This window comes from Micromonospora sp. NPDC050695 (genome assembly GCF_040654415.1).
Taxonomy (GTDB): Bacteria; Actinomycetota; Actinomycetes; order Mycobacteriales; family Micromonosporaceae; genus Micromonospora.
In genome coordinates, this window is the sequence record NZ_JBFAHZ010000016.1 from 17,458 (window position 1) to 30,272 (window position 12,815).

At 74.0% G+C, this 12,815-nt stretch carries 11 protein-coding genes; 2 read left to right on the plus strand and 9 right to left on the minus strand.

From position 1 onward, the window contains the following. Nucleotides 1–67: 67 nt before the first annotated feature. Nucleotides 68–1,024, minus strand: a complete 957-nt coding sequence (locus AB0H52_RS15015) for a response regulator (RefSeq protein ID WP_151487770.1) — start codon at nt 1,022–1,024, stop codon at nt 68–70. A gap of 1 nt (nt 1,025) precedes the next feature. Continuing rightward, entirely contained in the window at nt 1,026–1,706 is a 681-nt protein-coding gene (rpe, locus tag AB0H52_RS15020; RefSeq protein ID WP_151487771.1) for a ribulose-phosphate 3-epimerase, read from the minus strand. A gap of 254 nt (nt 1,707–1,960) precedes the next feature. On the opposite strand from rpe, the gene AB0H52_RS15025 reads away from it, so the two are divergent. Both AB0H52_RS15025 and AB0H52_RS15030 read left to right on the plus strand, forming a co-directional pair. Then, entirely contained in the window at nt 1,961–2,851 is an 891-nt protein-coding gene (locus AB0H52_RS15025) for a septum formation family protein (protein WP_151487772.1), read from the plus strand. A gap of 84 nt (nt 2,852–2,935) precedes the next feature. Continuing rightward, nucleotides 2,936–3,826, plus strand: coding sequence for a septum formation family protein (locus tag AB0H52_RS15030; RefSeq protein WP_151487773.1), 891 nt, complete (start codon nt 2,936–2,938; stop codon nt 3,824–3,826). 84 nt (nt 3,827–3,910) lie between these two features. Here the strand turns inward: AB0H52_RS15030 and AB0H52_RS15035 are convergent, their stop codons facing one another. The 7 genes from AB0H52_RS15035 to metK form a co-directional block, all read right to left on the minus strand. After that, nucleotides 3,911–5,389: a transcription antitermination factor NusB gene (locus AB0H52_RS15035; protein ID WP_225854097.1), complete on the minus strand. Its 1,479-nt coding sequence runs from the start codon at nt 5,387–5,389 to the stop codon at nt 3,911–3,913. Further along, complete coding sequence (fmt, locus tag AB0H52_RS15040) at nt 5,344–6,270, minus strand: methionyl-tRNA formyltransferase (RefSeq protein ID WP_357947909.1); 927 nt, start codon at nt 6,268–6,270, stop codon at nt 5,344–5,346. The genes AB0H52_RS15035 and fmt overlap by 46 nt, the downstream gene beginning before the upstream one ends. 5 nt (nt 6,271–6,275) lie before the next feature. After that, on the minus strand, nt 6,276–6,836 hold the full coding sequence (def, locus tag AB0H52_RS15045; protein WP_357947912.1) for a peptide deformylase: 561 nt from the start codon (nt 6,834–6,836) through the stop codon (nt 6,276–6,278). Nucleotides 6,837–6,881: 45 nt separating this feature from the next. Beyond that, complete coding sequence (locus AB0H52_RS15050) at nt 6,882–8,150, minus strand: cytochrome P450 (protein ID WP_151487777.1); 1,269 nt, start codon at nt 8,148–8,150, stop codon at nt 6,882–6,884. A gap of 146 nt (nt 8,151–8,296) precedes the next feature. Further along, entirely contained in the window at nt 8,297–9,280 is a 984-nt protein-coding gene (locus AB0H52_RS15055) for an AAA family ATPase (RefSeq protein ID WP_151487778.1), read from the minus strand. Nucleotides 9,281–9,537: 257 nt separating this feature from the next. After that, a complete protein-coding gene (locus AB0H52_RS15060; RefSeq protein WP_357947915.1) occupies nt 9,538–11,556 on the minus strand; it encodes a primosomal protein N' in 2,019 nt (672 codons plus the stop codon). A gap of 59 nt (nt 11,557–11,615) precedes the next feature. Continuing rightward, a complete protein-coding gene (gene metK, locus AB0H52_RS15065; protein WP_151487780.1) occupies nt 11,616–12,809 on the minus strand; it encodes a methionine adenosyltransferase in 1,194 nt (397 codons plus the stop codon). Nucleotides 12,810–12,815: the final 6 nt, after the last annotated feature.

The following is a 12,815-nucleotide window of genomic DNA, read 5'->3' on the forward strand; positions in this document are numbered from 1 at the left end:
GAAGTCTTACACGCTTCTCCGGCTCCGACACCTTCTAGGCGAGCTACTTCACAGCGGGAATCACGCCTCAGGTGACGCCGCGCCGCCGGTCCACCGCCACGTACGACCCGGGCTGACTCTTGGCCACCGTCTTCATCTCCGAGGCCACCGCGATCGCTTCCAGAGGGTCGGTGAACCGCTTGCCGGCGTCGGAGAGGGAGACCCCGATGGAGAGGGTGACCAGGGCGGCCCGGCGGATGGCGCCGCGCCGGTCCTTCAGCTCCACGAAGCCCCGCTCCCGGTCGGTCGGGTCGTAGAGGGTGTCGGCCGACTTCTCGAAGTCGACGACGGCCCGGGAGGTCAACGGACGGACCTGGTCGGGAGCGCAGACGATGACGAAGTCGTCGCCGCCGACATGGCCGAGGAAGGCCGGCGGCAGACCCACCGCCACCACGGCCCGATGCAGGCTGCGGGCCAGCGCGGAGATGAAGTCGTCGCCGCGCACGAAGCCGTACCGGTCGTTGACGCTCTTGAACCGGTCGATGTCGATGTAGCCGACCGCGTAGTCCACACCCTGCCGGACCCGGTCGCTGATCTCCCGACGGATCCGGCTGTTGCCGGGCAGCCCGGTCAGGGGGGAGACCTCCCGGAACTCCTTGTTGCGGCGCAGGGTCGACGAGACCCGGGCCACCAGCTCGGCGGTGTCGAACGGCTTGACCAGGTAGTCGTCGGCACCGGCGCTGAGCCCGTGCACCTTGTCCACGGTCATGCCCTTCGCGGTCAGCATGATCACCGGCAGGGCGGAGGTCATCGGGTCGGCGCGCAGCCGCCGGGTCAGCTCCAGCCCGTCGATCCGGGGCATCATCAGGTCGACCACGGCCAGGTCGGGCCGCTGCCGTTCGATGACCTCCAGGGCCTCCTGGCCGTCGCTGGCATGGATGACGTCGAAGCCGTGCAGCCGCAGGTTGAACTCGACGAAACGAGCGATGTCGTCGTCGTCGTCGACGACGAGGATGATGTCCTTGCGGTCGCCGTCCGGATCCATCTCAGGCCCCGGCGGTCGCGCGTTCCGCCAGTGCCCGCAGGTGCCGCACGGCCTGGGCCGGGTCGGCGGCGCCGTAGACGGCGGTGCCGGCCACGAACGCGTCGGCGCCGGCGGACGCCGCCTGCTCGATGGTGTCGGCGGCGATCCCGCCGTCCACCTCGATGCGCAGCTCCAGGTGCCCGGCGTCGACGTGCCGGCGGGCGGCACGCACCTTGTCCAGCAACTGCGGGATGAACCGCTGGCCGCCGAAGCCCGCCTTGATCGTCATGATCAGGAGGGTGTCGAAGCTGGGCAGCAGGTCCAGGTACGGCTCGATCGGAGTGTCCCGGTCGATGGCCAGCCCGGCCTTCGCGCCGGCCGAACGCAGGTCCTTGGCCAACGCCACCGGGTCGTCGCACGCCTCGGCGTGAAACGTCACGTTGTACGCCCCGGCGTCGGCGTAACCGGGGGCCCACCGACGCGGATCCTCGATCATCAGGTGCACGTCGAAGGGCATCTCGGTGACCGCCCGCAGGCTCTGCACCACGGGCAGCCCGATGGTCAGGTTCGGCACGAAATGGTTGTCCATCACATCCACGTGCAGCCAGTCCGCGGCGTCCTCGACGGCACGGACCTCTTCGGCGAGATGGGCGAAATCGGCGGCCAGGATGCTCGGCGCGACGATCGGCGGCGGTACGGTCACGGGGCCAGTGTACGAACGCGGTCACCCGCCGCCCGCATCGCGGCACCATCTCCGACGCGCTGTGATGCGGCAGTGACCAGTGGTGCAGAATTGGTCGACGCGGTCCGGTAAATCCGGACGAAGAGACATCAGCGACTGGCCGATCGACGGAAACGCGACGACACTCCAACGGGGACGGTGCCTTAGGCTGCACGCCCGCCGGGGTTTCGCCGCGGGGCGCGGTGACCGGCCGTCAGCTCCCGGGAGGGCGGACGATGCGACGGTGGCTTCCAGTGCTGGCGCTGGCCTGCGTCACGACGGTGCTGCTGGCCGGCTGCGGTCCGGCGCGAGGCGCCGACGGTGATCTGACCGACGACTGGCCCGAACTGGGCGCCCCGAAGCCGTTCACCCCCGCCACCGACACCTGCCTGCCCCGCATCACCTCGATCGTGCAGGCCAGCACGTACGAGACGGTGGACTGCGCGCGCAGCCACCTGGCCGAGTCGATCCACGTCGGCGCGTTCACCGGCCCCGCCGCGAAGGCCGGGGCGCGACCCGGGCCGGGCTCACCGGCGCTGCGCGCCGCCCGCGGCGAGTGTGACCAGCGGGCCCGGGAGATGCTCGGCGGCGACTGGCACACGGCCCGGCTCACCCTGTCGCTCGCGCTGCCCTCGGCGCCCGCCTGGGCCGGCGGCGCCCGCTGGTTCCGTTGCGACCTGAGCGAGACCGACAGCATCGACAACACCCGGCCGGTGAACCGCAGCGGCAGCCTGCGCGGGGCACTGATCGGCGACGCCCCCCTCACCCACCGCTGCTTCGATCCCAAGCTGATCGGCGACAACCTCAACTACATGGCGCCGGTGCTCTGCACCGAGCCGCACCGCGCCGAGTTCGTCGGCGTCTACGTGGAACGGGACATGAGCTGGGTGGAGTTCACCCGCTCCGCCGAGCAGGCGCACCGACGCTGCATGGCGCTGATCGCCGGGTACGCCGCCGTGCCGAACAACGCCGACCTGCCGTACCGGGCCGGGTCCATCTACTACCCACCGTCGCAACGGGAATGGGAGGAGGGCGACCGTGGTGTGCGGTGTTTCCTGTGGAGCGACGACCGCAAACTCACCCGCTCGATGCGCGGTGCGGGCCCCGAGGGACTACCCGCGATCTGAGTATCGGTGCCGTATGCTGCTGCGCCGTGGCGCTACCGACCAGCCGAGGGTCGGCCGGAGGCCACCAGCGGCGGGAGGTCGACGATGCGACGGTGGTTGACGGCGGTGGCCGGGGGCGCGGCGGTGGCCCTGGCGCTCGCCGGGTGTGGCGCACCGGCCGGAGTCGACCGTGACCTCACCGACGACTGGCCGGCGCCCGTCGCGGCGCAGCAGTTCGTGCCCGCCGCCGACGTCTGCCACCACTCCTCCCAGCAGGTCGGTTTCCTGACCGGCTACAACCCGATGGCGTGTGCCGAGTCGCACCGGGTGGAAACCATGTTCGTCGGCACCCTCACCGGGCCGGGAGCGGAGCGCGGCACGCCCCCGCCGCCCGGCTCGGAGGGCATGCGGGCCGCGCAGGCGAGCTGCGACAAGGAGGTCAACAAGGCCGTCGGCGCCGACTGGCGCTCCGGTCGGCTCGGCCTGACCGTCGTGCTGCCCTCGCCGCAGGCCTGGACCGGCGGGGCCCGCTGGTACCGCTGCGACGTCACTGAGGTCGCCAGCATCGACGACACCGCCGTCGACCTGCGCACCGGCAGCCTCCGGGGGGCGTTGATCGGGGCGGCGCCGTTGGCGTACCGCTGCTTCAACCCGAAGCTCGTCAAGGACGACATCGACGAGATGGTCACGGTGCCGTGCACCGCCAAGCACCACGCCGAGTTCGTCGGGATCTGGCAGGCCCCGGACATCAGCTACGCCGAGTTCACCCGCACCACCAAGCGGACCCACCGGGCCTGCCAGACGATGACCGCGACGTTCGCCAAGGTGCCGGACAACGCGCAGCTCGACTTCCGCGCCGGAACGATCTACTACCAGCCGTACGAGCAGGAGTGGAAGAACGGCAACCGCGGTGTGCAGTGCTTCCTGTGGATCAGCGACCGGGACCTGACCCGTTCGCTGCGCAACGCGGGCACGAAGGGCCTCCCGGTCACCTGACCGGCCGCACGACCGCACCCGGCCGGGTCGGCCGGGTGCGGTGCCGTGTCGGCCCGTGCGTCAGCTCTCCGCGCAGGACGGCGGTCAGCCCTTGCGCAGGACGGCGAGGAACATCGCGTCGGTGCCGTGCCGGTGCGGCCAGAGCTGCACGGTCGGGCCGTCGCCCAGGCCGGGCATACCGGCCGGCAGCAACGGTCGGGCGTCGACGAAGTCCACCGACACACCGCTGCGGCGAGCCGCCTCGGTCACCGTCACGTGCGTCTCGACGGTGTGCGGCGAGCAGGTGACGTAGGCGACCAGACCACCCGGGCGCACCGCCCGCAGCGCCGCGCCGAGCAGCTCGCGTTGCAGCCGGGTCAGCGGCGGCAGGTCGGATGGCTGGCGACGCCACCGTGACTCCGGCCGGCGGCGCAGCGACCCGAGCCCGGTGCACGGGGCGTCCACCAGGACCCGGTCGAAGTGCCCCTCGGGCAGCTTCGGGTCCGCGCCGACCTCACGGCCGTCGGTGGCCAGCACGGCCACCGGCAGCCCCCGGGTCGCCTGGGACACCAGCCGGGCGCGGTGCTCGGCCACCTCCACCGCGGTCACCCGGGCACCACGCTGCGCGGCCAGCGCGCCGAGCAGCCCGGCCTTGCCGCCGGGGCCGGCGCACAGGTCCAGCCAGCGCCCGTCCGGGCCGTCGAGCGGCGCGTCGGCCAGGGCGGCGGCCACCAGTTGGGAGCCCTCGTCCTGGACGTGGGCGCGGCCGTCGACCACCGCCGGCACATCGCCCGGCGAGCCACCGGGCAGATAGACGGCGTACGGCGAGAACGCGCCCGGCGCACCGCCGACCTGGTCGGCCAGCTCGACCGGGTCGATCAGGCCGGGCCGGGCGCACAGGTGCACCGGCGGACGCTCGTTGTCCTCGATCAGAAGGCGGGCCGTCTCGCCCAGATCACCGTCGAGCGCCTCGGAGAAGGCCCGCACGATCCACTGCGGGTGGCTGTACGCGACCGCCAGGTGCCCGACCGGGTCGGTCTCCATCGGCGGGGCGAGCTTCGCCACCCAGCCGTCGGAGTCGAGGGTCGACACCTCCCGCAGCACCGCGTTGGCGAACCCGGTCGCACCCGGCGCGACCGAGCGGACCAGGTCCACCGTCGACGAGACCGCGGCGTGCGCCGGCACACGGGTGTGCAGGAGCTGGTACGCCCCGAGCCGCAGCGCGTCACGCACCGGCGGGTCGATCCGGGCCACGTCCCGGCCGGCCGCGTCGGTGAGGATCGCGTCCAACGTGCCCAGGTGACGCAGGGTGCCGTAGGTCAGCTCGGTGGCGAACGCCGCGTCCCGGCCGAACAGGCCCTCCTCGCGCAGGATGATCGGCAGCACCAGGTTGGCGAACGCGTCGTCGCGGTGCACGGCGGCCACCGCCTCGTACGCCGCGCGGCGCGGCCGGTCCAGCGGCGGTCGTACCGGCCGGCGGTCCGCGCCGCGACCGGCGGGCGGGCCGGAGCGCGGCGGGCGCGTCCCCTCCGGGGCGCTCACGCGAGGTCCTCGCCGGCGCCGACGCGGACGCCACGCGCCCAGTCGGTCGCCGACATGGCCCGCTTGCCCGCGGCCCGCACCTCGCCGAGACGCACCGGCACGGTGGCCGTACCGGCCAGCACGCGGGACTTCTCCACCAGCAACTCCCCCGGCTTCAGCTCCGGCCCGTCGGGCACCGGCACGACCGGGCCGAGTTTCACCCGCTCACCGCGGAACGTGGTCCAGGCGCCGGGGGCCGGGGTGCAGGCCCGGATCCGGCGGTCCACCGCGAACCCCGGGTCAGCCCAGCGGACCCGGGCGTCGTCCACGGTCAGCTTCGGTGCCAGCGACACACCGTCGGCCGGCTGCGGCTCGGCACGGGCGGTGCCGTCCTCGATCGCGTCCAGCACCGCCACCAGCAGACCCGCACCGGAGTCGGCGAGCCGCTCCAGCAGGTCGCCGGACGTGTCGGCGGGACGGATCTCGTCGGTCAGGGTGCCGTAGACCGGGCCGGTGTCCAGGCCCTGCTCCAGCTGGAACACGCTGGCGCCGGTCAGCTCGTCGCCGTGCAGCACGGCGTGCTGCACGGGCGCGGCGCCCCGCCAGGCCGGCAGCAGCGAGAAGTGCAGGTTGATCCAGCCGTGTCGGGGGATCTCCAGTGCCGCCGGCGGCACCAGCGCGCCGTACGCGACCACCGGCACGCAGTCCGGTGCCAGCTCGCGCAGCCGGTCGAGAAACTCCGGGTCCCGGGGGCGGGCCGGCGTGAGCACCTCGACGCCCTGCTCGTCGGCCCACTCGGCGACCGGGGAGCGGGACAGGCCACGCCCCCGCCCGGCGGGCGCGTCGGGCCGGGTCACCACGGCGACCAGCTCGTGCCGCGAAGCGGCGACGGCGGACAGGGCGGGAACCGCGACGGCCGGCGTACCGGCGAAGATCACGCGCATCCGGGTCACCGACCCAGACCGAAGGGACTGCCCGCACCGTGCGGGTTGACCTTGACCACCGGCGGGGCGGCCGCGTCGTACCACTCGGCCTGGCGGATCGCCTTCATCGCCTCCTTGCGACCGGCGGCGTCGAGCCGGTCCAGGAAGAGCACACCGTCGAGGTGGTCGGTCTCGTGCTGCACGCAGCGGGCCATCAGACCGGTGCCGACGATCTGCAACGGGTCACCGTAGCCGTTGAAGCCCTTGGCGACGACGTTCTGCCGCCGCTTGGTGTCGAAGTAGAGCCCGGGGATCGACAGGCAGCCCTCGGGGCCGTCCTGCTCCTCCTCGTCGGGGAATTCGAGCACCGGGTTGACCAGGTGCCCGAGCACGTCGTCGACGTCGAAGGTGAACACCCGCAGGCCCACACCGAGCTGCGGGGCGGCCAGGCCGGCGCCGTTCTGCTCACGCATCGTGTCGGTCAGGTCGGCGATGAGCCTCCGCAGCTCGACGTCGAAATCGACCACCGGATCAGCCGGCGTGCGCAGCACCGGATCCCCAAAAAGACGGATGGGCTGGACGGTCACGCGGGACGGCTCCTTCATGGGTGGGACGAGCGGTGCCGTACCAGTCTACGGAGTGCCCGGCCGGACGCCGGCCGGCGTACCGCGATCGACCACCGCCGGTGTGCCCAGCGTCACCGGCAGGCTGTCGTAGCCGCGCAGGGTCAGCCGGGTCCGGTGCCGGGGCGTCCCGGCCAGGGCCAGCTCGGGCAGCCGGCGCAGCAGCAGCGGGAACGCCAGTTGCGCCTCCAGCCGGGCCAGGCCGGCGCCGAGGCAGTAGTGCGGGCCGGCGCCGAAGGACAGCGGGTGCGCCTGCTCGCGGGTCGGGTCGAAGCAGCGCGGGTCGGGAAAGCGGCGCGGATCCCGGTTGGCCGCGCCGAGCAGCAGCAGCGCCGTGCTGCCCGCCGGCAGGTCGAGCCCACCGCAGCGCACCGGCGCCGTGCTGGTGCGGGTGGTCAGCTGCACCGGGGAGTCGTAGCGCAGCAGCTCCTCGACGTACGCCGGGGCGAGCGCGGGGTCGGCGCGCAGCGCGTCGGCGGCCGCCGGGTGACGCAGCAGCACGACGAGCCCGTTGCCGAGCAGGTTGGTGGTGGTCTCGAAGCCGGCCACCAGCAGCACCACCAGGTTGGCCAGCAGCTCGTCGCCGGTGAGCCGCTCACCGTCGGCGTCGTGCACCTGGACCAGCGCCGTGGTCAGGTCGTCGGCCGGTGCCCGGCGCCGGGCGACGATCAACTCGACGAAGTAGTCGCGCAGCTCGGCGGCACCCGCGTCGGCGACCGCCAACTCCTCGGTGGTGATCTCCGGCTCCAGCACGCCGGTCAGGTCACCGGCCCAGCGGCGGAACAACGGCCGGTCGGCCGCGGGCACGCCGAGCAGCGCGCAGATCACCCCCACCGGCAGCGGGTACGCGAAGTCGGCCAGCACGTCGACCGGCGCGCCGTCCTCGGCCCGGTCGACCATCGCGTCGAGCAGTTCCTCGGCCTGGGCCAGCACCACGTCCCGCATGCCGGCGATCCGGCGCGGGCTGAACGCCCCGGCGGCGAGCCGACGCATCCGGCTGTGGTCGGGCGGGTTGGTGCGCAGCATCGACCGGGCGATCGACGACACCGCCGGGCTCTGCCGCCAGTTCGGCCAGACCTGGTCCCGCAGCGTGTCGTCGAGCACCCCGAGCCGGGGGTCGCGCAGCAACTCGTCGGCCTCCGGATAGCCGGTCACCACGTACAGGCCGGGCAGCGCCTGCACCACCGGCCCGTGGGCGCGCAACCGCTCGTACGTCGGGTACGGGTCGACACGCCCCTGCGGCGACATGAGCAGTGTGAGCGCCTCGGCAGCATCCATGGCCGGCCTCCCCCGTCGATGCGTCGGAGGCTCCATCATCCCGGTGCCGGCGTCATCCGGCAGCCCGCAGGCCACCGCCCTCAGGCCTCAGGCCTCAGCCCTCAGGCCACAGGCCGCGACGACGAGGGCTGGGACCGCCCAGGGGGTCAGGCGTTGACGCCCGGATCCCCGGCCAGGACCGCGTCGCCACCGAGCAGCGCGGGCTCCGGCAACGGCAGCTGGATCTTGTGAGCCGCCTCCCAGTCGTAGACCAGGCCGGGGCGCACCTGCGCGGCGAAGTAGTCGATGGCGCTCATGCCGCCCACCACCGGCTCGTCGACCTCCGCGACGAGCTGGGCGGGGACGAGGGAGAAGCCGTTCTGCAGGGCTGCGCTGAGCCGGCGGTGGCCGTCCACGACGAAGAAGTACTCGCCGGTGAACCCGATCTTCAACGGTTCGAGGGCCTCGTCACCGGCCTCGGCCACGTCACCGACGAACTCGGTGTCCCACAGTCCGCGCAGGGTGGCGATGTCCTCGGTCGGGTAGACCCGGGCCGGGTCCAGCAGCAGCAGCGGCGGGCCGTCGCGCAGCACCTCGGCGCCGAGCGTCCCCTCGTGCGCGGCGATGATGTGCTCGACCACCTCGGCGGCCGAGGCCCGGGTGGTGTCGCAGATCAGGTCGTAGTTGCGCAGCCGCGCCTTGTCCACCCCGTAGCGGACGATGAACCGGCTGCGCTCGCTCTCGCTGCGCTCGCGGAGCTTGGCCTTGGCCTCCTCCAGCGAGGCGTAGCTCTCCGCCGGCCCGGAGGGGCGGGCCAGCACCCGGCGGGCCGCCTCACCCGGCTCGGTGATCATGTGCACCTTGAGCGCGTCGGTGAAGAAGTGCCACGCCAGCCGGGAGTCCATGACGAGGCGCTCGCCGGACGCGGCGATGTCGCGCTGGAGCTGGTCGACGTAGCCGTCGACGGCCTGGTCCAGCTCGGCGTGCAGGTTGAGCTGCAGGGCGGTCATCTGCCGCTGCTGGGCCATCTCCCGATAGAGATCACCCACGCTGACCCGGCGCATGCCGAGCCGGTTGGCGATCTCGACCGACACGGTGCTCTTGCCGCTGCCGAGGTCGCCGTTGAAGACGATCGATTGTCGAACGGTCACGACTGGTCCACCCCTGATAACCGGCTGTTTGACATCATCGACATTCGCGTCCGACCGACGCGTTCCCGCCACCGTCGCGCCGTCCTGCGGCGGCTCCGGCTCGGTGTGTCCGACGCCGCACCGCAACCAGGAACCGTCGTACGCCCGGGCATGACGGGCGATGCTACCACCCGGGCGCCAGCGCTTTGCCGGACGCGGTGTGCGGGGGCCACCACCGCGGACCAGGTCGGGGGGGCCGCCGGCATCGGCCGAACCGGTCAGAACAGGCTCAGCGGATCGACCTGGAGACGAACCGGATCGGCGGCCTTGCGGGCGGCGCGCGCCCCGGCGGCCGAGTGCAGCGCCTCGGCGAGCGCGGCGGCCCGCGCCCGGGGCACCCGGACCAGCATCCGCTCCCGCCCCTCGTCGGCGGGCACGGGCCCGAGCACCTCGGCGTCGGCGGGCAGCCGGGCGGCGGCGAGCAGGTCGGCCACCGCCTCGGCCGGGCCGGTGACGCTGGCCATCCGCACCGCCGGAGGGAAGCCCAACTCCCGGCGCTCGGCCAGCTCGCGGCCGGCGAACCAGGCCGCGTCCCAGCGCAGCAGCGCCTGCACCGGGGCGAGCGCGCCGTCGGCGACGACCACCACCCGGCCGGCCGGGGCCGGCCGGGCCAGCGCCGCGGCGGCCAGCCAGCGCCGCAGCGCCTCCTCGCCGGCACGCAGGTCGGCCCGGGTCAGCAGGGCCCACGAGTCGAGCAGCAGCACCGCGCCGTAGCCGCCCTCGGCGACCGGCTCGGCACCCGGGGTGGCCACCACCAGGGCCGCCCCGCCGGGCACGTCGGTGAGCACCTCCTCCCGCCCCGAGGTGCGCACGGGCACGCCGGGGAACGCCCGGCCCAGCTCCTCGGCGGTACGCCGGGCGCCGGTCACCGCGGCCCGCAGCCGCCGACCATCGCACTGCGGGCAGGCGTACGCGGCGGCCACCCGGGCGCACCAGCGGCACGCCGGGGTGCCACCGGACGAGGGCAGCGCGAGCGGGCCGGCGCAGTGCGCGCACCGCGCCGGGGTGCGGCAGTCGGCGCAGGAGATCGACGGCAGGTAGCCGCGCCGGGGCACCTGAACGAGCACCGGCAGGTCCGCCCGGATGGCGTCCCGGGCGGCCGTCCAGGCCAGGCTGGGCAGCCGGGCGGTGGCCGCACCCGGGTCACGCGCCAGCTGGGGATCGTCGCCGGTGGGTGCGATGGCCGCAACGCGGGCCCGCACCGTCGCCCGGTCGGCGACGACCTCCCGGGCCCAGCCGGTCTCCAGCAGCAGCTGCGCCTCGGCGGTGCGGGCGTACCCGCCGACCAGCGCGCCGGCCTCGGCGAGCTGGGCGCGGGTGAGCAGCACGTCGCGGGCGTGCGGATAGGGCGCCCGGGGCTCGGAGTGCAGGTCGTCGCCGTCATCCCAGACGGCGACCAGGCCGAGCCGGTCCACCGGGGCGAACATCGCCGCCCGGGTGCCGATCACCACCGGTACCTGCCCACGCCGCGCGGTGAGGAAGGCCCGGTAGCGCCGGGCCGGCCCGAGCGCGGCGGAGAGGCTGACGTGCCGCCCCGAGCCGAGCACGGCGGTGAGCGCGGCGTCGAGGCGGTCGAGGTCGCGGGCGTCGGCCACCACCACCACGGCCCCGCGTCCCCCGGCCACCGTCGCGGCGACCGCGTCGGCGTAGCGGGCCGCCCAGTCCTCGCCGGGCAACGCCGACCAGACCGCGCGGGGCGCCCGGCCGTCGGTGAGCGCCCGCAGCAGGACCGGGCCGGTCGGGTAGTCCCGCCACCCGCGCGGGTCCACCACGGGCGCGGCCGGGCCGTCCGCACCGGGCACGGTCGTACCGCTTACCACGGGCGCGGTCGTACCGTCCGCCCCGGTGACCGGCGGCCCGGCGTCGACGCGCTCCGCGCCGTCGGCGGTGGCCCCGGGGGCGGGCTGGTCGTCGCGGGGCTCCTTCTCCACCCGGGCGTGCCGGGGTGGCACCGCGAGCCGGAGCACGTCGGCGAGGCTGCCCGCGTACCGGTCGGCCACCGCGCGGGCCAGCCGGGCGATCTCCGGCGCCAGCACCGGCTCCGGGGAGACCACCTTCTCCAGGTAAGCGAGGCGGCCGGTGTGCCCGGAGTCGTCGGCGCGGGACAGCAGCCACCCGTCGACGAGCTGCCCCGCGAAGCGCACCTTCACCCGGGTGCCGGGCACCGCCACGTCGTCCAGCTCGGCCGGCACCAGGTAGTCGAACGGGCGGTCCAGGTGCGCCAGTGGCACGTCCACGCAGACGCGCGCGAACGGCGACCCGTCCGCGGGTCGCCGGTCGCTGCGCCTGGTGGCGGTCAGGCTCCCGCGGCCGACTTGAGGTCGGCGGCCCGGTCGGTGCTCTCCCAGGTCAGGTCCGGCAGCTCCCGGCCGAAGTGGCCGTACGCGGCGGTCTGCTGGTAGATCGGGCGGAGCAGGTTGAGGTCCCGGATGATCGCGGCCGGGCGCAGGTCGAACACCTCGGCGACGGCCTTCTCGATCGAGGAGACCGGCACCGTCTCGGTGCCGAACGTCTCGATGAACAGGCTCACCGGGTGCGCCTTGCCGATGGCGTAGGCGACCTGCGCCTCGCACCGCTCGGCCAGGCCGGCGGCGACCACGTTCTTGGCCACCCACCGCATCGCGTACGCGGCCGACCGGTCCACCTTGGACGGGTCCTTGCCGGAGAACGCGCCACCGCCGTGCCGGGCGTACCCGCCGTAGGTGTCCACGATGATCTTGCGGCCGGTCAGCCCGGCGTCACCCATCGGGCCACCGATCTCGAACCGGCCGGTCGGGTTGACCAACAGCCGGTAGCCGTCGGTGTCCAGGCCGAGGCTCTCCAGCTCGGGGGCGATGACGTGGTCGCGCACGTCCGGGGTGAGCAGCGAGTCCAGGGAGATGTCCGCGGCGTGCTGGCTGGACACGACCACCGTGTTCAGCCGGACCGGGCGCAGCCCCTCGTACTCGATGGTGACCTGGGTCTTGCCGTCCGGCCGCAGGTACGGGATCGTGCCGTCCTTGCGGACCGCGGCGAGCCGGCGGGCCAGACGGTGCGCCAGGGCGATCGGCAGCGGCATCAGCTCGGGCGTCTCCGAGCAGGCGAAGCCGAACATCATGCCCTGGTCGCCGGCGCCCTGCGCGTCCAGCGCGCTCTCCGACGCGCCGGTACGCAGCTCGAACGCGTTGTCCACGCCCTGCGCGATGTCCTCGGACTGCGCGCCGATGGAGACGCTGACCCCGCAGGAGGCGCCGTCGAAGCCCTTCTTCGACGAGTCGTAGCCGATGTCGAGGATGGTCCGCCGGACGATCGTCGGGATGTCGGCGTACGCCTTGGTGGTCACCTCACCGGCGATGTGCACCTGGCCGGTGGTGATCATGGTCTCGACCGCCACCCGGCTGTGCGGATCCTCGGCGAGCAGCGCGTCGAGGATGCCATCGCTGATCTGGTCGGCGATCTTGTCCGGGTGGCCTTCCGTGACCGATTCGGACGTGAAGAGGCGGCGTGTCACGGCACT